The sequence below is a fragment of the Bradyrhizobium sp. Ses1 genome, from assembly GCF_059512365.1.
The window spans coordinates 47,214-71,086 of record NZ_JCAMOQ010000050.1 but is presented as its reverse complement, the minus strand read 5'-3'; the positions used below and the strand labels follow the sequence as shown (position 1 = coordinate 71,086).

Annotated in this window: 22 protein-coding genes and 2 pseudogenes; 6 read left to right on the top strand and 18 right to left on the bottom strand. The window is 63.0% G+C overall.

The genetic code is table 11. The annotated features are described in order from the left end of the window. Positions 1 to 82: 82 nt before the first annotated feature. A pseudogene (locus AC5ZG5_RS36780) lies at positions 83 to 749 on the top strand (bifunctional 5,10-methylenetetrahydrofolate dehydrogenase/5,10-methenyltetrahydrofolate cyclohydrolase); the annotation flags it as partial. A gap of 116 nt (positions 750 to 865) precedes the next feature. On the opposite strand, the gene glnT reads toward AC5ZG5_RS36780, so the two are convergent. From glnT to AC5ZG5_RS36755, 5 genes and pseudogenes are all read right to left on the bottom strand, one after another. Beyond that, positions 866 to 2,164 (bottom strand): type III glutamate--ammonia ligase, encoded by a 1,299-nt coding sequence (gene glnT / locus AC5ZG5_RS36775; protein ID WP_456645572.1) that lies wholly within the window; start codon positions 2,162 to 2,164, stop codon positions 866 to 868. A 71-nt stretch (positions 2,165 to 2,235) separates the two neighbouring features. Beyond that, positions 2,236 to 3,565: pseudogene (locus AC5ZG5_RS36770) on the bottom strand (FMN-binding glutamate synthase family protein). A 12-nt stretch (positions 3,566 to 3,577) separates the two neighbouring features. Next, a complete protein-coding gene (locus AC5ZG5_RS36765) occupies positions 3,578 to 4,267 on the bottom strand; it encodes a GltB/FmdC/FwdC-like GXGXG domain-containing protein (RefSeq protein ID WP_456645574.1) in 690 nt (229 codons plus the stop codon). Further along, positions 4,267 to 5,160: a class II glutamine amidotransferase gene (locus tag AC5ZG5_RS36760; protein WP_456645575.1), complete on the bottom strand. Its 894-nt coding sequence runs from the start codon at positions 5,158 to 5,160 to the stop codon at positions 4,267 to 4,269. The genes AC5ZG5_RS36765 and AC5ZG5_RS36760 overlap by 1 nt, the downstream gene beginning before the upstream one ends. Before the next feature lie 181 nt (positions 5,161 to 5,341). Continuing rightward, on the bottom strand, positions 5,342 to 6,673 hold the full coding sequence (locus AC5ZG5_RS36755) for an ammonium transporter (protein WP_456645576.1): 1,332 nt from the start codon (positions 6,671 to 6,673) through the stop codon (positions 5,342 to 5,344). A 630-nt stretch (positions 6,674 to 7,303) separates the two neighbouring features. On the opposite strand from AC5ZG5_RS36755, the gene AC5ZG5_RS36750 reads away from it, so the two are divergent. Further along, the gene (locus AC5ZG5_RS36750; RefSeq protein WP_456645577.1) at positions 7,304 to 7,966 is read left to right on the top strand and encodes a helix-turn-helix domain-containing protein; all 663 of its coding nucleotides are present in this window, start codon (positions 7,304 to 7,306) and stop codon (positions 7,964 to 7,966) included. 132 nt (positions 7,967 to 8,098) lie between these two features. Here the strand turns inward: AC5ZG5_RS36750 and AC5ZG5_RS36745 are convergent, their stop codons facing one another. Then, positions 8,099 to 8,392 carry a hypothetical protein gene (locus tag AC5ZG5_RS36745; protein WP_456645643.1) on the bottom strand — a complete coding sequence of 98 codons (294 nt, stop codon included), beginning with the start codon at positions 8,390 to 8,392 and terminating at the stop codon, positions 8,099 to 8,101. A gap of 204 nt (positions 8,393 to 8,596) precedes the next feature. Between AC5ZG5_RS36745 and AC5ZG5_RS36740 the strand changes: the two genes are divergently transcribed. The 4 genes from AC5ZG5_RS36740 (at position 8,597) to AC5ZG5_RS36725 (ending at position 12,938) form a co-directional block, all read left to right on the top strand. Beyond that, a complete protein-coding gene (locus AC5ZG5_RS36740) occupies positions 8,597 to 8,995 on the top strand; it encodes a hypothetical protein (protein ID WP_456645578.1) in 399 nt (132 codons plus the stop codon). A 59-nt stretch (positions 8,996 to 9,054) separates the two neighbouring features. Then, on the top strand, positions 9,055 to 9,609 hold the full coding sequence (locus AC5ZG5_RS36735) for an integrase core domain-containing protein (RefSeq protein WP_456645579.1): 555 nt from the start codon (positions 9,055 to 9,057) through the stop codon (positions 9,607 to 9,609). 207 nt (positions 9,610 to 9,816) lie between these two features. Next, positions 9,817 to 10,617 carry a CbbQ/NirQ/NorQ/GpvN family protein gene (locus AC5ZG5_RS36730; RefSeq protein WP_456645580.1) on the top strand — a complete coding sequence of 267 codons (801 nt, stop codon included), beginning with the start codon at positions 9,817 to 9,819 and terminating at the stop codon, positions 10,615 to 10,617. Then, complete coding sequence (locus AC5ZG5_RS36725; protein WP_456645581.1) at positions 10,614 to 12,938, top strand: nitric oxide reductase activation protein NorD; 2,325 nt, start codon at positions 10,614 to 10,616, stop codon at positions 12,936 to 12,938. The genes AC5ZG5_RS36730 and AC5ZG5_RS36725 overlap by 4 nt, the downstream gene beginning before the upstream one ends. A 2-nt stretch (positions 12,939 to 12,940) precedes the next feature. Here AC5ZG5_RS36725 and AC5ZG5_RS36720 read toward each other — a convergent pair whose 3' ends face one another. From AC5ZG5_RS36720 to urtB, 12 genes are all read right to left on the bottom strand, one after another. Then, positions 12,941 to 13,789: an urease accessory protein UreD gene (locus AC5ZG5_RS36720; RefSeq protein WP_456645582.1), complete on the bottom strand. Its 849-nt coding sequence runs from the start codon at positions 13,787 to 13,789 to the stop codon at positions 12,941 to 12,943. Then, on the bottom strand, positions 13,755 to 14,411 hold the full coding sequence (gene ureG / locus AC5ZG5_RS36715; RefSeq protein WP_456645583.1) for an urease accessory protein UreG: 657 nt from the start codon (positions 14,409 to 14,411) through the stop codon (positions 13,755 to 13,757). The genes AC5ZG5_RS36720 and ureG overlap by 35 nt, the downstream gene beginning before the upstream one ends. Positions 14,412 to 14,415: 4 nt before the next feature. Next, positions 14,416 to 16,125: an urease subunit alpha gene (gene ureC, locus AC5ZG5_RS36710; RefSeq protein ID WP_456645584.1), complete on the bottom strand. Its 1,710-nt coding sequence runs from the start codon at positions 16,123 to 16,125 to the stop codon at positions 14,416 to 14,418. A 3-nt stretch (positions 16,126 to 16,128) separates the two neighbouring features. Continuing rightward, entirely contained in the window at positions 16,129 to 16,824 is a 696-nt protein-coding gene (locus AC5ZG5_RS36705; protein ID WP_456645585.1) for an urease subunit gamma, read from the bottom strand. 12 nt (positions 16,825 to 16,836) lie between these two features. After that, positions 16,837 to 17,508 (bottom strand): urease accessory protein UreF, encoded by a 672-nt coding sequence (locus AC5ZG5_RS36700; RefSeq protein WP_456645586.1) that lies wholly within the window; start codon positions 17,506 to 17,508, stop codon positions 16,837 to 16,839. A gap of 3 nt (positions 17,509 to 17,511) precedes the next feature. After that, complete coding sequence (gene ureE / locus AC5ZG5_RS36695; protein WP_456645587.1) at positions 17,512 to 18,042, bottom strand: urease accessory protein UreE; 531 nt, start codon at positions 18,040 to 18,042, stop codon at positions 17,512 to 17,514. Between the two features lie 94 nt (positions 18,043 to 18,136). After that, positions 18,137 to 19,156, bottom strand: coding sequence for an alpha/beta fold hydrolase (locus tag AC5ZG5_RS36690; protein ID WP_456645588.1), 1,020 nt, complete (start codon positions 19,154 to 19,156; stop codon positions 18,137 to 18,139). Between the two features lie 77 nt (positions 19,157 to 19,233). Continuing rightward, entirely contained in the window at positions 19,234 to 20,271 is a 1,038-nt protein-coding gene (locus AC5ZG5_RS36685) for an aliphatic amidase (RefSeq protein WP_456645589.1), read from the bottom strand. A 74-nt stretch (positions 20,272 to 20,345) separates the two neighbouring features. Beyond that, positions 20,346 to 21,041, bottom strand: a complete 696-nt coding sequence (gene urtE / locus AC5ZG5_RS36680) for an urea ABC transporter ATP-binding subunit UrtE (protein ID WP_456645590.1) — start codon at positions 21,039 to 21,041, stop codon at positions 20,346 to 20,348. Continuing rightward, positions 21,041 to 21,790, bottom strand: coding sequence for an urea ABC transporter ATP-binding protein UrtD (urtD, locus tag AC5ZG5_RS36675; protein ID WP_456645591.1), 750 nt, complete (start codon positions 21,788 to 21,790; stop codon positions 21,041 to 21,043). The genes urtE and urtD overlap by 1 nt, the downstream gene beginning before the upstream one ends. 3 nt (positions 21,791 to 21,793) lie before the next feature. Beyond that, positions 21,794 to 22,942, bottom strand: coding sequence for an urea ABC transporter permease subunit UrtC (gene urtC / locus AC5ZG5_RS36670; RefSeq protein WP_456645592.1), 1,149 nt, complete (start codon positions 22,940 to 22,942; stop codon positions 21,794 to 21,796). Between the two features lie 2 nt (positions 22,943 to 22,944). Continuing rightward, complete coding sequence (gene urtB, locus AC5ZG5_RS36665) at positions 22,945 to 23,838, bottom strand: urea ABC transporter permease subunit UrtB (protein ID WP_456645593.1); 894 nt, start codon at positions 23,836 to 23,838, stop codon at positions 22,945 to 22,947. Positions 23,839 to 23,873: the final 35 nt, after the last annotated feature.

Below are 23,873 nucleotides of genomic sequence, written 5' to 3'. Positions count from 1 at the left end.
GGTTCTGCAGCTCTTCACGCCCAAAGAATGCGCAAGCTACTTGGCAAACTCAGGATATGCACGAACCTAACTTCATCGCGCTCTAGCAGCCGAGACCTCGCAGGAGGCGCTGCTCTCCCTGATCCGGCGGCTGAACGCCGACGACGAGGTCGATGGCATTCTGGTTCAGCTCCCGCTACCGTCGCACATCGACACCGACACCATCATCCGGTCGGTCGATCCGGCGAAGGATGTCGATGGCTTCCATCCTGAGAATGCCGGACGCCTGATGCGCGGGCTTACCAGTCTCGTCCCCTGCACCCCGCTCGGTTGCATGCTACTGCTCCGTTCGGTTCATAGGGGACTGGCGGGCCAGCACGCAGTGGTGGTCGGGCGCTCGAACATCGTCGGAAAGCCGATCGCCCAGCTTCTCCTGCAGGCTGATTGCACAGTGACGATGACGCATTCGCGCAGTTGATTTGCCGGGACTTTGTCGTCAGGCCGATATCCTGGTCGCCGCGGTCGGCCGACCGGAGATGGTCCGCGGCAGCTGGATCAAGTCCGGCGCGATCGTCATTGACGTCGGCATCAACCGTTTGCCGGCAGAAGGCGGGGCCAGAGGCCGGCTGGTCGGCGACGTTGCCTTCGGAGAGGCCCGGGACGTTGCCAGCGCCATCACTCCTGTTCCCGGCGGCGTCGGTCCGATGACGATCGCATGCCTGCTGCGAAACACGCTGCAGTCCGCCGTCGAACGATCGGGCAAGAGCTAAGCCTATCGAACACTACGCGGACCGGTCGGCCGGAGATCCGGAACACCAATCTACCTAACCCCATCCGTCGCCGGAAGGCACAGTGAACCTGTGATTTCCGGCTTAGCTGACGCCCCTCAGCAGTCCAGTGTGGTTTCGCGCTCCCATGCCGTCAAATGGCGTGCATACGAATTCCATTCGTCGGTCTTGAGCTTGACGTAGCACGGTACGAACTCGCCCAACTTATCCGACAGCACCGATGACGACCGCAGTGCTCGGATCGCGTCGAGCAGGTTCAGCGGCAATTTCTTGCCGGCCTCGACGGAATGACCGTCCGTATACATGTTAATGTCGAGACGACTGCCGGGATCGCGCTGGTTGTCGATCCCGTCAAGCCCTGCGGCGAGCAATCCTGCCTGCAGTAGATAAGGATTTACCGCGCCGTCGGCGAGGCGGACCTCAAAGCGGCCGCCCTCGGGAATACGGATGAGATGGGTGCGGTTGTTTCCCGTATAGGTTACCGAGTTCGGCGCCCAGGTCGCTCCAGACGTCGTGCGTGGCGCATTGATGCGCTTGTAGGAGTTGACCGTCGGATTGAGCAGAGCCGCCAGCGCATCGGCCGAGTGCATGATGCCGCCCAGGAACTGATAGCCGAGCTTTGACACGCCGAGTTCGCCAGCTTCGTCCTCGAACAGATTGCGGCCATCGCGCCACACCGAGACGTGGGCGTGGCAGCCGTTGCCGGTCAGGTCGACGAACGGCTTCGGCATGAAGGTTGCGCGCAATCCGTGTTTCTCCGCGATCGAACGCACCATGTATTTGAAGAATGCATGGCGGTCCGCGGTCTTCAAGGCCGAGTCGAAATCCCAATTCATCTCGAACTGGCCGTTCGCGTCCTCGTGATCGTTCTGGTAGGGTTTCCAGCCAAGCGACAGCATGCAATCGCAGATTTCAGCAATGATGTCGTATCGTCGCATCAATGCCTGCTGATCGTAGCAGGGTTTTGGCTGGTGATCGGCATCATCGGAAATCCCGGTCCCGTCGCGCGAAATCAGGAAGAACTCGCATTCGACGCCAGATTTCAGCTCAAGGCCCTTGGCGGCGGCATCGGCGACCAACCGCTTCAAGAGATTGCGCGGCGCTTGCGCAACCGGCTTGCCGTTCATCCAAGGATCTGCGGCAAGCCAGCCGACTTCAGGCTTCCATGGCAACTGGATCAGGCTTTCCGGATCCGGCATCGCAAACATGTCGGGGTCGGCCGGCGTCATGTCGAACCATGTCGCGAAGCCTGCAAAGCCCGCCCCGCTCTTGAGCATGCCGTCGATCGCTGCAGCTGGCACAAGCTTGGCGCGTTGCACGCCAAACAGGTCGGTGTACGAGATCAGAAAATACTTGATGCCCCTCTCTTGCGCGGTGGCATGAAGACTATTGGCCATAGTTACCTCTTTGATGCGTCAACCCCGGCATCGAAACTTGCAGTCAGTTGGATTCGCGCGCTGCGTGTTCGCTATTTCGTTATTCCCGGAATCCAGTTGGTACCGGCGAGCGGCACGCCCGCCATCGCCGCAGCCTCGATCGACAAGGCGACGAGGTCTTCCGGTTCGAAATTGTGCAGATGGCTCTTTCCGCAGGCGCGCGCGATCGTCTGCGCCTCGAGCGTCAGCACCGAGAGATAATTTGCCAAGCGCCGGCCGGCCTTGACCGGGTCAAGTCGTGCCGCCAGCACTGGATCTTGCGTGGTGATGCCGGCAGGATCCAATCCGTCCTGCCAGTCGTCATAGGCCCCGGCAACGGTGCCCAGCTTTTCGTACTCCGCCTGCAGCTGCGGATCATTGTCGCCAAGGGCAATCAACGCCGCGGTGCCAATTGCCACCGCATCCGCGCCGAGCGCCAGCGCCTTCGCAACGTCGGCGCCCGTGCGGATGCCGCCGGAGACGATCAGCTGCAGCTTGCGGTGCAAGCCCAGATCCTGCAACGCCTGCACCGCGGGTCGAATGGCCGCCAGGATCGGCAGGCCTACATTCTCGATGAAGACCTCCTGGGTTGCGGCTGTGCCGCCTTGCATACCGTCGAGCACGATCACGTCGGCACCTGATTTGGCAGCAAGCGCGGTGTCGTAATAGGGACGGCTGGCGCCAACCTTGACGTAGATCGGCTTTTCCCAATCGGTCAGCTCCCGCAACTCCTCGATCTTGATCTCAAGATCGTCAGGCCCGGTCCAGTCCGGATGCCGGCAGGCTGAGCGTTGATCGATCCCTTCCGGGAGGGTGCGCATCTTGGCCACCCGTGGTGAAATCTTCTGGCCCAGCAGCATGCCGCCACCGCCGGGCTTTGCACCCTGCCCGATCACGATCTCGATCGCATCAGCCCGTCTCAGATCGTCCGGGTTCATGCCATAACGCGACGGCAGATACTGATAGACCAGGATGGAAGAATGACCGCGCTCTTCGGCGGTCATCCCGCCGTCGCCGGTGGTGGTCGACGTTCCAACCCGCGGAGGCGCCGCGTCCCAGCGCTTCCTTGGCCGGCGCTGACAGTGCGCCAAAGCTCATTCCCGCAATGGTGACGGGTATCTTGAGCTTGATCGGCTTCTTGGCGAAGCGCGTGCCCAGCGCAACCTCGGTTCCGCATTTTTCGCGATATCCTTCGAGCGGATACCGCGAGATTGAGGCACCTAGGAACAGAAGATCATCGAAATGCGGCAGCGCACGCTTGGCGCCGCCGCCGCGGATATCGTAGATGCCGGTCGCGGCGGCGCGCTGAATTTCAGCGATCGCCTGCGGGCTAAAGGTAGCAGAAAACCGAGGCGGTGTACGATGGGGCGGCGGGGCGGTCATCAGAAATCCTGCTCAGTAGGCGTCGACGTTGTCGATGTGGAAGTGATAAAGGCGGCGAGCGGAGCCGAACATCTTGAAGTCATCGGGGCTGATCGAATCGTTCAGGTCCGCACGTTTCAACAGTGACTTGAGAATCGACTTATCTTCCGCCGACATCTCTTTCTCGATACAGTCGGCTCCGAGGCTTGCTACGCTGCCGCGCACGAACAGGCGGGCTTCATAGATGGAGTCGCCGAGCGCATCGCCCGCATCTCCGAGCACGACGAGATTGCCGGCCTGCGCCATGAAGGCACTCATCGGCCCAATCGAGCCTTTGACGACGATGTCGATGCCCTTCATCGAGATTCCGCAGCGCGCGGACGCGTTGCCGTCGACCACGAGCAAGCCGCCGCGGCCGGTCGCTCCGGCAGCCTGGCTCGCGTCTCCTTTGACACGAACCTCGCCCGACATCATGTTCTCGGCAACACCGACGCCCGCATTTCCCGAGACGACGATCGTCGCTTCCTTGTTCATGCCGCCGCAATAGTAGCCGACGTGCCCCTCGATATCGATCGTGATCGGCGCATCGACGCCGCAGGCGATCGCATGCTTTCCACCCGGATTGGTCACGACCCAATGGGTTTCGTTGGTGGAAGGCGGCAGCGAATGAAGGGCCGCGTTGAGTTCGCGCAGCGGCGCCTTAGCGAGATCAAAAGTTGACATCAGGCGCGCTCCCACGCGTAGACGGTTGCAGGCTTCGGCTCAAAGAGATTGGCTTTGTCGACGCCTGGCAACATCGCGAGCGCGCGATACTCCGAGCCAAACGCCACATAGTCGTTGGTCTCGGCCATCACCGCCGGCTTGCAGGAAATCGGATCGCGCAACACGGCAAATCCGCTCTCCGTACCCACAACGAAAGTGTAGAAGCCATCGAGATCAACGAGACTTTGCGTCAACGCTTCCTTGAGCGAGGCGCCCTCCCGGATCTTCCAGCTGAGATAACCTGCTGCGACCTCGGTGTCATTTTCGGTCTCGAATGTCATACCTTCGCGACGCAGGACACGACGCACACCATTGTGATTCGAGAGCGAACCGTTGTGAACGAGGCACTGGTCGAGGCCGGTCGAGAACGGATGAGCGCCGCGCGTGGTCACTGCAGATTCCGTCGCCATGCGGGTGTGGCCGATGCCGTGGCTGCCTGCCATCCGGGCCAACCCAAACCGCTGCGCGACTCGCTCCGGTAGACCGACCTCCTTGTAGAGCTCCATTCGCGTCCCAGCCCCGACAAAGCTGATGTCGCCATGTGCAGCGATCCAGCCGCGCGCCTGCCGTTCCTTGCTCGCAGGGAGCAAAATGACCGCGTGCGTGTCCCGAAAAGTCGAAACCAGATTTTCTCCGAGAGCGCGCCCAAGCTCCGTAAGCGATCCGCGCAGCGCGGTTTCGCTCGCGCCACTCACCGTCAGCTTCACACATCCCGTTTGGCCATCGCCATAGACCGCGAAGCCCGCGCTGTCGGGACCTCGATCGCTCATCACGGCCAGCATGTCCGACAACATCGCCCCGAGCTCCGGCTCAAGCTTCGGCTGCTTCAGAAACAGCCCTACGATTCCACACATGACATCCTCCGCAACGGGGGTTTGCGCCCATGCGCCCCGAAGAATTACTCTAAAGAATATTTATTTCTCGTCAAGAATATCGATGTCCGGAATTTGGAAATCGGCTCACCTAGCTCCCGAAACAGTGTCGCGGCGGCACGATACGATCGTGCTGCCGCGACAATCTCGAAAGCTCGAAATCTCAGCCGTGAATCGCCTCGCCATGCAGCGCGAGATCCAGGCCGATCTCCTCGTTTTCCTTGCTGACACGCAGACCGATCGTGAGATCGATCAGCTTGAGAAGAACGAAGCTGATCGCGCCGGACCAGACTAGGGTCATGCCGACGCCTTCGAACTGGAGCAGGACCTGACCCGGGTTGCCGTCGACTAGGCCGGCCTTCCCGGTGCCGCCGATCGCGGCGACCGCGAACACGCCGGTCAGAATGGCACCCAGGATGCCGCCGACGCCATGGACGCCCCAGACGTCGAGCGCATCGTCATAGCCAAAGGTGTTCTTTAGACCCGACACGCCCCAGTAGCATGCGACGCCGGCGGCAAAGCCGATGATCAAGGCGCCGCCGACGCTGACGAAGCCGCAGGCCGGCGTGATGGCGACGAGGCCCGCGATCGCACCCGAGACCGCGCCGAGCAGGCTTGGCTTGCCGCGCATGATCGCTTCCACTAGGCTCCAGGCGACGATCGCCGCCGCAGTCGCGCCATGGGTGTTGATCATCGCGATCCCCGCCGAGCCCCCTGCAGAGAGTGCGGAGCCAGCGTTGAAGCCGAACCAGCCGACCCACAGCAGGGCGCCGCCGATCATGGTCAGGAGCACATTGTGCGGGACGACGGCGTCGGTGCCGAAATCCTGGCGCTTGCCGATCATCAGGGCGGCAATCAGGCCGGCGATGCCGGAATTGATATGCACCACCGTGCCGCCCGCAAAATCAAGCACGCCGGCATCGGCGAGGAAACCACCCGGCCCCCAGACCATATGCGCGATCGGGGCATAGACCAGCACCAGCCAGAGCGACAGGAACAGCATCGCCGCCGAGAACTTCATCCGGTCCGCAGGGCCACCCAGGATGATGACGGGGGTGATGATGGCAAAGGTGAGCTGGAACATCACGAACACGAATTCGGGAATGGTCTGTGCCGCCGGCGCCAGCGTGTCGGGCGCGATCCCCTGCAGCATGAACTTGCTCATGCCGCCGAAGAATGGATTGCCTTCGGTGAAGGCCAGGGTATAGCCGATCACGATCCAGATCACCGACAGAATGCCGGCCGCGAAGAAGCACTGCATCAAGACGGCAAGCACATTCTTCTTGCGCACCATGCCGCCATAGAACAGCGCAAGGCCAGGCACCAGCATCATCAGCACCAGCAACGACGAGGTCAGCATCCAGGCCGAGTCGCCGGAATTCAGGACCGGAGCCGGCGCCGCCGGCGCAGGCGTTGCGGATTGTGCCAGCACCTCGCCGAGGCCGGCCATCAGGAACACAACAGCAGCGAGGGCTGTGTCACGCATCTTCTGCATTGGTACAATATCTCCCTAAGAGCCTAGGATTTCGGATTGCCGCGTTTTGGACTTGATCAGTCGAGGCTTCGCCGAGGCAGATCGAAGCCTTGAATCGATATTCTTGATGCGCTGAAACCGCGGCTGGTCATCGCACCGCGCGATGCGGCGAGCCGAATTGCCGGCAAGTTTCGATCTGATGGGTCGAAGGACAGCGATGATGAACTTCATTGGCGCTTCCACTGCTTGCCGGAGGCAAGTTTCTTCACAGGCAACAAATGTTCATACAAGTCTCGTGCCAGTCTTTTTCGAAATTGGAACTATTATTTCTCCAAAGGAAATACGATTGAAGCCCGGCGGGTCCTGATCGGGACGTGGGTGCAACGCCCTTTTTGGACGGCCGCCCCTGGCGAGAATCCAGGCAACAGGACAGTTTTGTGGCAGCGCGGAGGGATCACCTCCCGGCACGGGCTCCGCACATTGGGAATCGGCCGCAGCCGGCGATCGCTGTGGGAAATCGTCGCGAAAGCTGCGGGCAGCTAGCCGTGATTGCGGGGGCGCAGTATAGAGGACATTGTTGCTTCATCCGGTCGGCGCGGCCGCCGCGCTCGCGCTGCAAGGCCGAAGGCGCAAACTCAGCGAGGTTTCATCGTGGCGAAAGGCGCCAGCAAGCGTTCGACAGCCGACGCGCCGCGGCAAGAAACGGAGCTCCTGACCGGTTCGCTAGCTCCGAAGGAAGTAACCCCCACTCTTGAATCCGAAATTGGAGCCGAAGTCCGTCGACTGAGGAAGGAGCTGGATCTCACGGTCATGGAGCTCGGTGCGGCGGCTGGTATTTCAGCCGGCATGATGTCCAAGATCGAGAACGGGTCCATCTCGCCCTCTCTGGCGACCCTATCAGCGCTGGCGAAGGCCTTGAATGTACCGATCGGCCGTCTATTCCGCGAAAGCACCGAGCAACGTGATTGCTCCTTCGTGAAGGCGGGCACGGGCGTCCGGATCGAGCGGCGCGGCACCAAGGCCGGGCACCTCTATGACCTGCTCGGGCACAGCGTCGGCGGCGATATCGTCGTCGAACCCTATTTGATTACGCTCAAGGGTGACGCCGTTCCCTACACCGATTTCCGGCATGCCGGTGTGGAGTTCATCTACATGCTCACCGGCAAAGTGCGCTATCGACACGCCGATCGTAGCTATCTGCTCGAGCCCGGCGACGCGCTTTTCTTTGACGCGGCCGCCCGTCATGGGCCGGAAGAGCTCGTCAAGGCGCCGATGACGTATCTCTCGATTATCATCTATCCGCGGCGAAGCTGACATCGAGCGTCCGCGCGGTGTTTAGACGCCACCTTTCCCATCTGTTCATCCGATGCGCGCCGGTCCGAGTTGCGGTCTTATCGCTGGACATCGAGCCCAAGTTCTGCGCGGACGGCAATTCAATTGCGGCGGTCACGCAGATCGGTTCGCGGCGATGCTTTCGAAAATCTTCACCCGGAGCTGGTTGAACGTCTCGCTGGTCACGAGAGCGGTCGTACGTGATCGCGGCAGGCAAACTCGGAGCTCCCTGACGATCCGGCCGGGACGGGCGGACATTACATAAACGACGTCAGCGAGGAAAACAGCCTCGTCGATGTCATGCGTGATGAAGAGGACGGTCTTGCGATATTTCTCCCAGACGTCCAACAGCAACTGCTGCATCTGGAGCCGCGTCTGGGCGTCGAGCGCCCCGAATGGTTCGTCCATCAACAGCACTTCGGGCCGCATCAACAGAGCCCGCGCAATGCCGACTCGCTGCCGCATACCGCCCGATAACTGGTCCGGCAGATACTTCTCGAAGCCAATTGAGGCCGACCGCCGCGATCAATTCTTTAGCCAGCGGCTCATACTTGTGTGTACCGAAAACCTTGTCCGAGTTGATGATGTGACGGATTCGGCTAAGTTGGCGGGATGATCGGGCTTCTCTGTTTCGTGCGGGCCGTCGTGACCTCGCCGTTCAGGTCGAGGTTGCAGCTGGAAGCTGAGAACGCGGCGCTTCGACATCAGTTGACGGTCTTGCGGCGGAGGCTGCAGGGTCGCGTCCGGCTCACGAACCATGATCGCTGGTTCTTTGTCCAGCTGTATCGTTGGTTTCCCAATGTCGTTTGTCCTCACCATCGTCCGCCCCGAGAGCCTCGTGCGTTGGCACAGGACTGGTTTTCGCTGCTACTGGCGTTGGAAGTCACGATCTTCGGGCGGCCGACCGCAGATCGACACCGAGCTGCGCGTGTTGATCCGGCGGATCAGCATCGAAATCCGCTTTGGGGCGCGCCGCGCATCCACGGCGAACTGCTGAAGCTCGGGTTTTAGGTCGCGCAGTCGAGCATCGCTAAGTACATGGTCAGGCAACGCGGGCCGCCCAGCCAGGGATGGCGGACGTTCTTGCGCAGCCACGCGCCGGACATTGCCGCCATGGACTTGTTCGTCGTTCAACGATCGGTTTCGAGCTGCTCTATGCTCTCGTCATCGTCCGGCTCGATCGCAGAGCCCTCGTTTGGATCAACGTCACAGCACATCCGACGGCCGAATGGGTTGCACGTCAAATCACGGAGGCATTTCCCTGGGACGAGGCTCCGCGCTACCTCATCCGGGATCACGACCGGATCTATGGCAGCGTCGTCACGCGCCGAATGCGCGCCATGGGCATCCGCGACAGGCCTACTGCACCGGCCTCGCCGTGGCAGAATGGAGTTGCCGAACGGTTGATCGGATCGATCCGCCGCGAGTGCTTAGATCACATCCTCGTCTTTGGGGAGACGCATCTACGACGGATTTTGCGATCCTACGCACGCTATTACAACGACATCCGACCGCACCGGTCGTTGGACAAAGACGCGCCGGTTGCCCGCCCGGTTCAGCGGACCGGAAGCATTAAATCACACGCCATCCTTGGCGGACTTCACCACCACTACACCCGAGCTTAGGTTTTCGGTACAGACAGGCCGATATACCTAAATCCGCTTGTCTTGTCCGGCCTTTCAGGCTGTAATTAAATCGAGGTGATATTCGCCTGTTCGCACGCTTCGATGCTGCAGCGTGTTCCGGGGCAATGGCTGCCAATCCCATTCACGAAGGGACGATGGCGCTCGGCCTTGCGGCATCACTCCTTCGTCACGCGCGGAGGATGTTTCATGAATCTCGACGCCTACCGGATCGCCGACGAACCCTACTACCAGCCGCTCGGCCATGAGATCGTGACTTTTCAGACGGCCTATGCCGAGCGCCTGCCGGTGATGCTGAAGGGGCCAACCGGTTGCGGCAAGACCCGCTTCGTCGAGCACATGGCCTGGCGGCTCGGCAAGCCACTGATCACGGTCGCGGCGCATGAGGACATGACCGCCGCCGACCTGGCCGGACGCTACCTGCTCGAGCCGCAGGGAACCGTTTGGCACGACGGGCCGCTAACGCTCGCGGTGCGCCACGGCGCGATCTGCTATCTCGACGAGATCGTCGAGGCGCGGCAGGACACCACCGTCGTGATCCATCCGCTGACCGATGCGCGCCGCATCCTGCCGCTGGAGAAGCACAACGAGCTCGTGCCCGCCCATGGCGACTTCCAGCTCACGATCTCCTACAATCCGGGCTACCAGAGTGCAGTCAAGGACCTAAAGGAATCGACCAAGCAGCGCTTCGTCGCGATCGATTTCTTCTATCCGCCGCCGGCCACCGAGGCTGCCATCATCGTCCGCGAGAGCGGCACCGATGACGAGCTTGCCGGCATCCTGGTCGCGATAGCACAGCGCTCGCGCAATCTGCAGGGCCACGGCCTCGACGAAGGCGCCTCGACTCGCATGCTGATCCACGCCGGGCGGATGGTGCGCGCAGGCTTGCCGCTGGACGTTGCCGTGCAATCCTCCATCGTGCTGCCGATCACAGACAATCCCGACATCCGCGCAGCGCTCAGTGACGCGATCCAGGCCTGTTTGCCGTGAACGCAGCCAAACAGGCAACGCTGCATCTGGTGCCTCCTGACGAGGAGGACAGCGCGACGCGCCGGATCCATCGTTTGATGCTCCAGCGCGAGACGCTGCGGCCGATGTTCCTGGTCGCCTGGGACGATCTCTCGCATCGTTTCGATGTGAACGAACTTGAAGCCTGGGCCGGCGCCGTGCTGACGCTCGCGCATGTCAATGCCGGCCCGGCCTGCCTGATCGCCTATTGGGAGGCAAGCAAGAGCGGCGGCGCTGCGGACAGGCAGGAGATCGCACCACTCTTGGTGGCAGGCCAGATGGCCGCCGATATCTGCCGAAACGCCGGCGCGCGGGCTGCGACCGCTGCGCTGCAGGCGCTGCCGGTTGCCACGCGTGTGTTCGGCAGCGGTCCGGCCCTCGCGAGGTGGTGGCGGACGATGGAACTGCTGGCGCGGCAGGCGCCGGAATCGGTTGCGCCGGCCGCCGACAACATCGCCGCAATTCTCGGCCCCGGCACGATCGACGCCTTCGAGAATTTCGTCGCGGCCGGATTGAAATTCGCTTCCGGCAACAGGGTACGACGGCTGGCGTTTTTCCGCCTCGAGGACGATCTCGCGCGTCGCATGATCGCGCGCGATCTCGGCAGCGTGACGTTCCTCGAAGCCGAGATCGAGCTGAAGGCGTTCATAACTGCGCTCTGGGGCAAGCCGCCTCTGCTGCGCAGCTTTGCCGCCGACAACAGCCAGGCGCCGCAGCGGCGCACCTCGATTGCCGGGCCGCTGATCCGCCTGCCCGAAACCTTTCGCGGCGTACAGGGCGATGCTGCGCGGGCGCTGTTCCGGGCCGCGGCGGCGCATGCACGGGCGCATCTCGTGCTGGGCAACGGGCTGTTTCCGGTCGGCAAGCTGAAGCCGCTGCAGATAGCGCTCGTCAACCTGATCGAGGACGCCCGTATCGAGACGCTGGCGCTGCGACGGCTACCGGGTCTGCGGCGGCTGTGGGCGCCTTACCATGTGGCCACGCCGTCCGGCGTCATCGCGGCTCCGACCTTGATGGCGCGGCTGGCGCGCGCACTGTTCGATCCCGCCTATGTTGATCACGACAGCTTTGTCGCGAAGGGTCGCACGATGTTTCAAGCGGCCTTGCCTCGCATCGACGACCCCGCCATCAGCCGGGAAATCGGCATGCTGCTGGGCAACGACCTCGGCCAGATGCGAGTACAGTTCAACGTCAAGACCTACGTCGTGGAGCCCGCCTATCGCGATGACGGATTGGGGCTATGGGACTTTGGCGAGAATGCTCCCCCCTCGGGCGAAATGATGGAGCTGCCGGTCGATGCGATGCGGATGGAGCGGCAGGAAGCGCCTGATGGCAACAGCAGCGAGCCGGACGAGCAAGGTGAAGCGCTTGGACGTGGCCGGCCGGTAGCACCGGACGAGCGTGGCACTGTCATCGCGAAATATCCGGAATGGGACCGCGCGGATGGCATCGAGCGCCCCGAATGGACGACGGTGCGCGAGGTGGCCGCGCGCGCCGGCGATCCGCGCCTGATCGAGGCGGCGCTCGACCATGCCGACGCGCTGCGTAGCCGGATCGGACGATTGGTGCGTGGCGTGCGGATCGGCCGGACCATCCGTCTCAACCGGCAGCATGATGGCCACGACATCGACATCGATGCCGCGCTCGATGCCGGCATTGCGTTGCGGATCGGGCAGGAGCCGGATCCGCGCGTGTTCCGATCGTCGACATCGATGCATCGCGATCTCGCGGCGCTGCTCTTGATCGATGTCTCCGAGTCGACCCGCGACCGGCTCGCCACCGGCGCGACCATTCTCGAAGTCGAGCGCTTGGCGGTCGCGGTTCTGGCGGAAGCGATGGGAAGGCTCGGCGATCCCTTCGGTCTTCTGGCATTCGCGTCAGACGGACGCGAAGATGTCAGGATGACCATGATAAAGTCCTTCGAGGAGCCGTGCGACCGGAGCTGCATCGCGCGGCTCGCCGGGCTGAGATCGGGGCTGTCGACGCGGCTTGGCACCGCGCTACGCCATGCGGGGAAGGTGATCGCGAAGGCCAACTCCGGCCGCAAGCTCTTGATCGTGCTGACCGACGGCGAGCCGTCCGACATCGACGTATCCGATCCGCTCGATCTGGTCGAGGATGCGAGGCGTGCTGCGCGTGGCCTGAAAAACGCCGGCACCGATGCTTACGGCGTGGTGCTCGGCAAGGCCGGCATCCAGGCGGCATCACGGATCTTCGGCCGCGGCAACACCATGATGGTGCACCGGATCGAGGATTTGCCGGGGCGACTGTCTGAACTCTACTTCCGTCTGGCACGCCGCTGAGCTTACTTGCGACGACGTGCGAGATCGGAACCAAGCGCCGCGCGTCCGGCGACATGAAATGCCGCTTCGAGCCCGCGCGCGAGCGTGCCGCCGTCAGGCGCCAATATCCGCATCACGAGCCCGGCCTGGTTCGGCGCGGGCGACGCACCCGATAGACAGCCGCAGCTATCGACGATTTTGCTGAACGATCCGAGATCTGGCACTTTTTCCGGCGGGGCGATCAGAACGACGGTCGCGACGGCCGCCATATCACCGAGCGCGCCGTCGCGCATCTCGTCACCGCGGATCGATCCACGATCGAACAGCAGGACATTGCCGTCGGGACGCAGGATGCGCTGCCGGCTCGAAAACGATGCGAACGGCCGTCCCGCCTGACGCGGGTCGTGCATGGCGAATCCGTCGGCCAGGAACAGCACCGCACCCTCAGCCACAGTCGCCATCGTGTCGAGACAAAGATCGGCACCGGGAAACAGCACATAGGGATCGCTCGCGATCGCGCAGAACGCACCCGGACCGACCGTGATGGATTGCTGCTGCAGCGCGCCGGACTGGCGACCGTGGTGCACGACCGTGGAAGCCTGCGTCGTCAGGTGAAATGCGGCATTCGCGGCGATGGCCACATCGAGCTTGAGACGGTCGCAGGCATACAGGCCGCCGGCGGCCGACTGCAAATAAAGCGTCAGCAAGTCGGCTCGCGTGACGTCGAGATAAAAGCCGCGGGTGACGTGAAATGGGTAGCCGACATGCTGGCGCCGCAGCACGGTTCGGCCGCCGGCAACGTCCGCGGCGAGATGCGCTTCGGCGCGCCGGCCGGAGTCAAACGCGGAACAGGACAGCGGCAGAGATCGCATCGGCAACCGCCTCGATGCCGGCACCGGAGCGCGCGTTCGTCGCAAGCACCGGCCGGCCTCCCCTCACGCTGACAGCCTCGGCAAGCATCGGCTCGAGCGCGACGCCGACATGCGGCGCGAGATCGATCTTGTTGACGACAAGGAGGTCGCAGCGGAGCAGGCCCGGCCCCTTCTTGCGCGGAATGTCGTCGCCGCCCGCGACGTCGATCACGAACATCCACCAGTCGACCAGGTCGAGCGAGAAGGTCGAGGCGAGATTGTCGCCGCCGGATTCGAACAGGATCAGTTCGAGCCCGGGAAAGCGCGTTTCGAGATCGTCTCCGGCGGCGATGTTGAGCGTCGGGTCCTCGCGGATCACCGTATGCGGGCAGGCGCCCGCCTCGACCGCGGAGACACGCGCCGGGTCGATCAGGCCCGAACGACGCAGCCGCTCGGCATCCTCCTTGGTTACGAGATCGTTGGTCACTACAGCGAAATCGATACCCCGACGCTGCAAGACCGGAATCAACGCCTCGATCAACGCGGTCTTGCCGCAGCCGACGGGACCGCCGATGCCGACGCGTGCCGCGGCGGGACTGGCATGGGTTGCGGCGCGCTCAATGGGATGCAGCTTGTCGAGCATCGCATCACCTCAGCATATAACGCCGCGCCAGCGGCAATTCGCGCGCCGGTTCGCAGGTCGCAAGCGCACCGTCGACGAAGACGTCAAAGGTTTCAGGGTCGACGGTGATCTTCGGACAAAGATCGTTCCAGAGCATGTCGCCCTTGGAGAGCTTTCGCGTTCCCTTCACGGGCAGCAATGTCTTCGACAGGCCGAGGGCACCGGCGAGATCGTGCTCCACGGCGAGCGGATGCACGAAGCAGGCCGACAGCGCCGCCGGCGCGCGGCCGAACGCGCCCCATTGCGGGCGCATCAGCATCGGCTCGCAGGTCATCAGCGAGGCCGCGCTGTCGCCCATCGCGCCCCAGGCGATGAAGCCGCCCTTGATGACCAGCTCCGGCTTGATGCCGAAGAACGCCGGCCGCCAGACCACGATGTCTGCAAGCTTTCCGTCTTCCAGCGAGCCGACATGGTCGGCAATGCCAAAGGTCCGCGCGGCGTTGATGGTGTACTTCGCCACATAACGGCGGATGCGCGCATTGTCGCCAAAACCTTCGCGATCTTCCGGCAGCGCGCCGCGCTGATCCTTCATCTTCGAGGCGAGCTGCCAGGTGCGGCAGATCACCTCGTGGATGCGGCCCATGCCCTGGCTGTCGGAGCCGAGCATCGAGATCGCGCCGATGTCGTGCAGCACGTCCTCGGCCGCAATAGTCTGCGCACGAATGCGACTTTCCGCGAACGCCACATCCTCCGGGATCGCCGGATTGAGGTGGTGGCAGACCATGGTCATGTCGAGATGTTCGTCGAAGGTGTTGACCGTGAACGGATTGGTGGGGTTGGTCGACGACGGCAGGCAGTGCATCTCGCCGGCGACGCGGATGATATCGGGCGCGTGGCCGCCGCCTGCGCCTTCGGTGTGGTACATGTGAATGGTGCGGCCGCCGATCGCCTCCAGCGTGTTCTCGACAAAGCCGGATTCGTTCAGCGTATCGGTATGGATCTGGACCTGGAAATCGTAGTCGTCGGCGACGCGAAGGCAGGTGTCGATCGCGGCCGGCATCGAGCCCCAGTCCTCGTGCAGCTTCAATCCCATCACGCCGGTCTCGAGCTGCTCGACCATCGGCGGCGCGCGATGGGAGTTGCCGCGGCCGAGGAAGCCGAAATTCATCGGCCAGGCTTCGGCGGCCTGCAGCATCTTGCCGGTATTGAAGGGGCCGCCGGAATCGATGCCGACCGTGATCGGCCCGAGCGAGCCGCCGATCATGGTGGTAATGCCGCTGGCGAGCGCATGCTCGACAAGGCCGGCGCTGTCGAAATGAACGTGGACGTCGATCGCGCCGGGCGTTGCGATCAGGCCCTCGCAATCGCGCACGGTGGTGCCGGTCGAGACGATCAGCTGCGGATCGACGCCGTCCATGATCGCGGGGTTGCCTGCCTTGCCGATGCCGACGATGCGGCCATTCCTGATGCCAAGATCGCCCTTGACGATGCCGAGCACGGGATCGATTACCACGACATTGCAGAGCAGGAAATCGAGCGCGCCTTCGGCCGAGGTGATGCCGGCCATGCCGATGCCGTCGCGCAAGGTCTTGCCGCCGCCGTGCAGGCATTCATCGCCATAGACGGCATAATCCTTCTCGACCACGGCGAAGAGCGAAGTGTCGCCGAGGCGAACGGAATCGCCGGTTGTCGGCCCATAAAGCGCTGCGTAGTCGCGCCGGTCGATCATCGCCACAGGTTATGCTCCCCTGAAATCGCGCGCGCGTGCTCGCGTCAGCGCGGCGCTGCGCACGGCCGGATCGCTGCCGACACCGTCGGTGAGATTGTTGAGCCCGGTCAGTTCGCGCCGCCCGCCGAACTCGACCAGCGACACCTCCTTGGAGGCGCCGGGTTCGAAACGCACCGCCGTGCCGGCGGGAATGTCGAGCCGCATATTGAAGGCCGCGGCGCGGTCGAATTCGAGCGCCTTGTTGACCTCGAAGAAATGGAAATGCGACCCGATCTGGATCGGACGGTCGCCGGTGTTGACCGCAGTCAACTTCATCTTGCGCCGCCCGGGATTGAGTTCGAGCTGACCGTCACGCGCGGTGATGGCGCCGGGATGCTCGGTGTCGGCGGCAGCGCCCGGCGGCGGGCGGATCGGCTCATGCACGGTGACGAGCTTGGTGCCATCTGCAAACACGCATTCGACCTGGATAACATGCATCATCGCGGCAATGCCGGGCAGCACGTCATCCGTGGAGAGGATCGTGGAGCCATGGCCGATGAGGTCTGCGACCGAACGGCCGTCACGCCCGCCTTCCAAAATCTCGTCGGTGATGATCGCGACCGCTTCGGGATAATTCAGCTTCAATCCCCTGGTACGCCGGCGGCGCGCCAACTCGGCGGCATTGAAGATGGTCAACCGTTCGAGTTCCGTGGGTGTCAGCAGCATGCCTTCTCGCTTTCAATTGGCAAACAGTCGCAGGTCGGCCTGCGCATGGCGAGCCGCGGCAACGTCGAGGAAGGGCGCAAAGCTTTCGAGCTCCGCATCGGGCAATGTCTGGCTCATCGTGATCTGCTCGATCAGCGGCAGGCAATCGGCGAGCACCTCCTGCCCTTGCAGCGCCCCGACCGCCCCTAACCGGATCGCAGCAGTGATCAGGCCCGACGCGACCGTGTAACCCGAGGTCAGCTGCACCAGGTTTTCGTCGAGCCCCACCGAGGACCAGACCGCGCCCTGCATCACCGCGATATGGCCCAGGCATTCGCCCGACCGCACTGCGTCGCGCAGGATCGCCGCTAGATCGTTGCCGATCCGCGCATGTGAGGCCAGAAACGACGCGCCATTGCGGCGCGAACCCGCGCGCAGGCTCTCGACCAGCGTCGAGGCGTCCACGTCGCGATCGACAGCAGCGATGACGGCGAGATCGCCGTTGCAGCGGAAAGCGCGCAGCAACGCGACCCGGTCATAGCTGGCCCAGCGATGTTTCAGCGCCGCCGACACCAACCGCTTCAACTCGCACGCGTCTAGGCCATCGCGCAGCGCGATGAGGCCCTCGATCCCATAGGAGAAGGCGAAGGAGCCGCTGGGAAACGCCCCGTCTGCCTGCCATAGCGCGCGCAAGGTCGACAGCATCGCTTAGTGGCTCTGGTCGTGCTGGTGGACGTGATGTCCATCATGATCGTCCTCGGCCGCCGCGTGATCTGGCACGTCCTCTTCCTCGTCGAGCACGCTGATGCCGACGCGGCGCGAGGCGACCATGTCCTCCAGCCTTGCGATGTAATCCTCGGGCCGTCCCTCCAGCGCCACGAACAGAACTTCGCCGCCAAAGCGGACACGCCAGTGCAGGTTTCCGACGTGATAGCCCAGTTCGATCGCATCCGCGATCGAGCGCGGTTCGAGCTTCAGCCAGCGTTCGGTCGCCGCGCGCACGACGATCGCGCTGTCGCTCTCCAGCACGAGTACTGCGCCGTCGAACAGTTTCTGGTGGCGCGGCAGCGCGATCGCCAGTTCGACGCCGCCACGGGTGGTGATCAAAAGCCGCCGCCGCGCCAGGTCGGCAACAGGCACGTTTACAATATCGACCGCGCCGCGGTGCTCGAGCCGATGCAGCTCCTCGGACAATTCCGGCTCCAGTCGGCTACCGAGCACACGGTCGATGCGCAGCATCGCAGTCTCCTTCCCACATCTTCACCTCTCCCGCTTGCGGGAGAGGGGTGCAGCCTCGGATAGAGTTTGACCTGATGTCATCATGCTCCGGCCGTCATTTGGCGAGCAGTTCCTTCAGCTTGACGTCGATGAAGTCGACGTCAACCGGGTTGGTGCCGGGGCCGCCGGCGAAATGGCCCCAGATCGAGGGCACCGGAACGAATTCGGCGTTCGGCATATGCTCGACTTCGAACCTGCTGTCTTCGGGTGGAAAATAGAGGTCGGTCTGACCGGGCATGACGTAGGCCCTGGCCTTGATCGCGCCGAGCGCCGCCTTGAAATCGCCCTTATAGATCTCGTTGTCGCTGATATCGCCGTTCTGCCAGGTCCAAAGCATGGTCAGGAGATTGTTCGGGTCCTTGGGCAGGAAGAAACCTTCCCAGAACGCGACCAGGAAGTCCTCCAGCGAGGAGTAGCCCAACGTATCGAGATCAAGCTTCTCGCGATAGAACGCCTGCGAGAATCCCCAGCCGGCATAGACGCGCGCGGCGGCGCGCAAGCCGCGGGCCGGCTTCTCGGTGTACCAGCCTTCTTTCCAGGCCGCATCCGCCGTCAGCGCCGCCTTCACGCCTTCGAGGAAGACGAAATTATGCCGCGAGCACTTGGCCGAACCGCAGAATGGCGCGATCAGGTCCATCATGTCCGGATAGAGCGCGCCCCAGTGGAAGGTCTGCAGCGCGCCCATCGACCAGCCGGTCACAAGGCGAATGTGTGTGATGCCGAATTTCTCGGTCACCAGGCGGTGCTGGACGCGCACATTGTCGTAGGCCGTCACATGGGGAAAGCGCGGGCCGTTATACGGCTCGGGCGTGTTGCTCGGCGAAGACGACAGCCCGTTGCCGAGCATGTTCGGGATGATGATGAAGTATTTGTTCGGGTCGAGCGCGCGGCCCTCGCCGATCAGCCATTCATTGTCGTAGTGCTGGCCGGAATACCAGGTCGGATAGACGACGACGTTATCCTTCGCCGCGTTCAGCGTGCCGAAGGTCTTGTAGGCCAGCTTGCAGCCACGCAGGGTGGCGCCGCGTTGCAGCCTGACGTCGCCAAGGTCGTAGATTTCGTAATCGAGAGTCATGACGGCGCATCCTCTCTTGCTTCATGGTTTCGCGTGCGCCGGCCGACTCTCCGGCCGGCGCCGCATTATAGGCCTGTTCAGCGATGCGCGACCTTCTTGGCCGGGATTCCCTCGATCGGGCATTCCTCGGTTCCGACAGTCGAGCGGGTGAAAGATTCGACCATCTCGCGCGTTCCTTCTGGGTCGGCGATCCACTTCGAATAAAAGTCGTAGGGGCAGGTCGCGACGCCGCGATCGCCATCGCCGGAATTGATCATGCCGGTGTAGCCACGGTGGACCAGCTTGAAGAGGTGGTTCTGCGACTGGCCGTTCTTGCGCGCGTCGCGGATCAGCGACTTCGAGAGCTGGGCGTATTGCACGCCGTAATCCTCCTCGCCGCATTCGCCGAGCGTGCGGCCGTCGAAGCCGATGATCGCTGAATGGCCGAAATATGAGTAGACGCCGTCGAAGCCGGCGGCGTTCGCAACCGCGACATAGACATTGTTGGCCCAGGCCATCGCCTTGGCCATGATGACCTGCTGGTCCTTGGCCGGATACATGTAGCCTTGGCAGCGCACGATCAGCTCGGCGCCCTTCATCGCACAGTCGCGCCAGATCTCGGGATAATTGCCATCATCGCAGATGATGAGTGAAACCTTCAGGCCCTTCGGCCCCTCGGAGACGTAGGTGCAGTTGCCGGGATACCAGCCTTCGATCGGCACCCAGGGCATGATCTTGCGATATTTCTGTACGATCTCGCCCTTGTCGTTCATCAGGATCAGCGTGTTGTAGGGCGCCTTCTTCGGATGCTCCTCGTGCCGCTCGCCGGTGAGCGAGAACACGCCCCAGACCTTCGCCTTGCGACAGGCTTCGGCAAAGATCTCTGTCTCCTCGCCCGGCACGACAGACGCCGTCTCGTACATCTCCTTGGAGTCGTACATGATGCCATGGGTGGAATATTCCGGGAAGATCACCAGATCCATGCCAGGCAGACCGGTCTTCATGCCGACGATCATGTCGGCGATCTTGCGAGCGTTGGCGAGCACCTCCGCCTTGGTGTGAAGCCGCGGCATCTTGTAGTTCACGACGGCGACGCCCACCGTGTCGTTGCTGGAAGTAATATCACCGTGCAACATATAGCTCTCCTTGCGGTTTTCTGGTCACTGGTTCTGGTCCTCACGCACCGTTGCCTGCCACCGCGACGCTCCGTTCACACCGCCATGTGGCGGTGAACCAGCGCGTCGCTGAGTTCGCCTATCTTGCCCGATGCCACCACGCGCCCCTTCTCCATCATGGCGAAGCAATGCGCGGCGCGGCGGACGAACGATACGTTTTGCTCGACCAGGATGACGGTGAGTCCGACGTCCCGGTTAAGGCGGATGATGACGTTCTCGATCTCCTCGACGATCGATGGCTGGATGCCTTCGTTGGGCTCGTCCAACAGGATGATCTTCGGATCGGCGGCGAGCGCCCGCGCGATCGCGAGCTGTTGCTGCTGGCCGCCGGACAGCACGCCGCCATTGCGGTCGAGATTGCTCATGAGATACGGGAACAATTCCGCCACCAGCGGCGGAATCTCCCGCTTGCCGTCGCTGCGGGCAAACGAGCCCATCAGGATGTTCTCGCGGATCGAGAAGTCCGGGATGATCTCGCGGCCCTGCGGGACATAGGCGATGCCCGCCCGCGCGCGCTGGAAGGTCGGCTTGGCGCCGAGATCATCGCCATGGAGGCTGATTTCGCCGCCCATCCGGTCGGTGAGGCCCATCAGCGTCTTCAGCAGCGTGGTCTTGCCGGTACCATTGCGGCCCATCACGGCGGTCACCTCGCCGTCGGGTACGTCGAGGCAGACATCGTGCAGGATATGGCTGCGGTCATAGAAGCTGTCGACATGGGCGAAGGCGAGCATCACGAAATCCCCTTCGATCCCAGATAGGCTTCGCGCACCTTCGGATTGTTCTCGATCTGCTCGACGTCTCCCTCGGCCAGCACCTGGCCGAGATGCAGCACCGTGATACGCTCGGCGATCTCGCGGACGAAGGCCATGTCGTGCTCGACGACGATGATGGTGTGACGGCCCTTGAGGTTGTTGACGATCTCTGAGGTCTTGTGCGTCTCGGCCTGCGTCATGCCCGCGGTCGGCTCGTCCAGGAGGATGATCTTCGGATTCTGCGTGATCAGAAGGCCGAGCTCGAGCCACTGGGTCTCGCCATGGCTGAGATAGGCGGCGATGCGGTCCTGCTCCTCGGTGAGGCCGATCAGCTCCAGCACCTCATCGACATTGCGCTCCGCATCAGTGCCGAAGCCGAAGCGCAGATTGGCGAACACGCCGGGCTTCTTACAGCTCGCCACTTCGAGATTGCGACGAACTGTGAGTTCCTTGAACACACTCGGGATCTGGAATTTGCGCCCGATGCCGGCGCGCGCGATCTTGTGCTCTTCCCAGTTGGTGATGTCGGTATCGTGCAGATAGACGCGGCCATCGGTCGACTTGGTCTTGCCGGAGATCAAATCCATCAGCGTGGTCTTACCGGCGCCGTTGGCGCCCAGCAGCACGCGCAACTCGCCGTCATCGACGGTCATGGTCACGCCGTTGACGGCCTTGAAGCCTTCGAAATCCACGCTCAAGCCGTCGATGGTGAGTGCCGATTGCGCCATCGCCTACTCCGCCAATTGTGACGATGTGTCGCTCACCGGCAGCGCCTGCGGCGAAGCCGTAGGCTTGCGCGCCAGCAAGCGATCGATGAAATCATGCGCGAGCCCGGCAAGGCCGCGCGGCAGATAGAGCACCACCAGCACGAAGATCAGGCCGATGATCGCCTTCCAGGCCTCGGCAAAGCCTTCGGTCTCACTGACAGTGGCCGAGATCGTGTTGATCAGGATCGCGCCGATGCAGGCCCCCAGGATCGAAGCGCGCCCGCCGACGGCGGCCCACACCACCATGGTGATGGAGAAGGTGAGGTCCATGAAGGTCGGGGAAGCAAACTCCGACACGATCACGTAAAGCATGCCGGCAAAACCCGCGATCGCCGCCGAGACCGCGAAGAAGAAGGTCTGGTAGGCCGGCACGTCGAAGCCGAGATAGCGCGCCCGATTCTGGTCGTCGCGCACCGCCTGCAAGATCAGGCCGGAACGCGTGTCGATCAGGAGCCGCGTGCCGACAAGGACGAGGCTGAGCGAAACCGCGACGAGGTAATAGGTCGGGACGATGTAGGGGTCGAATTCGAGGCCCGCGACATTGAACCAGCCGAGATCGGTGAGCCCATTGAAGCCGTTGGTGACGGGCTGCGAGTCGATCACCACCAGCCGCACCAGGAGCACCAGCGCCAGCGTGATGATGGAGACGAATACGCCGGAGATGCGCTTGCGGAACACGATGGTGCCGAGGATGGTGGCGAGCAGCACCGGCAGGATCAGTCCCATGGCAACACCGAACCACTGGCTCTGGAACGGCAGCCAGAGGAACGAGGCCTTGTTGATACAGCAGAGCTCGGTCGGCGCGCCCGGCTCGGCGTTCCACAGCATGAAATCCGGCACCGGCTTGTCGGAGCCCTGCTGCAGACTGGTCGTGCTCGCGAGCTTCAGCGACATCGCCAGCATATAGGCGCCGGCGCCGAAGAACAGGCCTTGGCCGAGATTGAGAATGCCGGCATAGCCCCAGGACAGAGCCACGGCGACACCGAGCATGCCGTACACGAGATATTTCGCCACCCGATTCAGCCAGAACGCATCCATGACCAGCGGCAGGAGCATCACCAGCACCACGAACGCGGCATAGATCGCCCAGTCGATCTTGCGTTTCATCGGCATCGCTAGCGCCCCTTCAGGGCGAACAGCCCTTTCGGCTTGAGCACGATGATGGCGATGACGACGCCGAACACGACCGCACGCGCCAGGATGTCGTTAGTGGCGGCCGCCACCAGCCCGTTGATCTCGCCGAGGATGCCTGCCGACAACACCGAGCCGAGCAGGCTACCGACGCCGCCCATGACAACGACAAGGAAGCCGTCGACCACCATCGACGTGCCCATATCGGGAAACACCGTCTTGAAGCCGGACATCATCACACCGGCGACGCCGGCAAGGCCGGACCCGAACGCAAACGTCAGCGCGTTGACGCGGGTCACGTCGATGCCGCAGGCTGCCGCCATCTTCGGATTGCGGATGATGGCGCGCACCTGCGTGCCGATCGCGGTGCGGTAGATGATGAACCAAGTCACAAGCGCGAGGATCGCGGTCACCAGGATGATGAAGGTGCGGTAGCGGTTGATATCGGCGCCGAGGAACGAGAACGTGCCCTGCAGATAGGGCGGCACGGCGACATTCTGCAGACCCGGCCCCAGGCCCTGGATGTGGATGCCCAGGAACGACAGGCCGAATTCCAGCCGTACCGCCTGCTGGATCAGGATGGCGATGCCCCAGGTCGCAAGCAGCGTGTCGAGCAGGCGGCCGTAGAGCCGCCTCACCACCACGCGCTCGATCAAGAGCCCGAGCAGCGCGGTGACGATGAAGGCGAGCGGTATCGCGACAAAGATATTGGTGCCGAGCCAGATGCCCGAGAGCACCGTGACATAGGCGCCGACCATCACCATCTCGCCATGGGCCATGTTGATCACGCCCATCGCGCCATAGGTGATCGCAAGGCCAAGGGCGACCAGAAGCAGGATCGACCCGAGACTGAGACCGATAAAGAGAACTTCAAGCATGCCACCGCCCCACCCTCCACCGCGCGCGAGCAAGC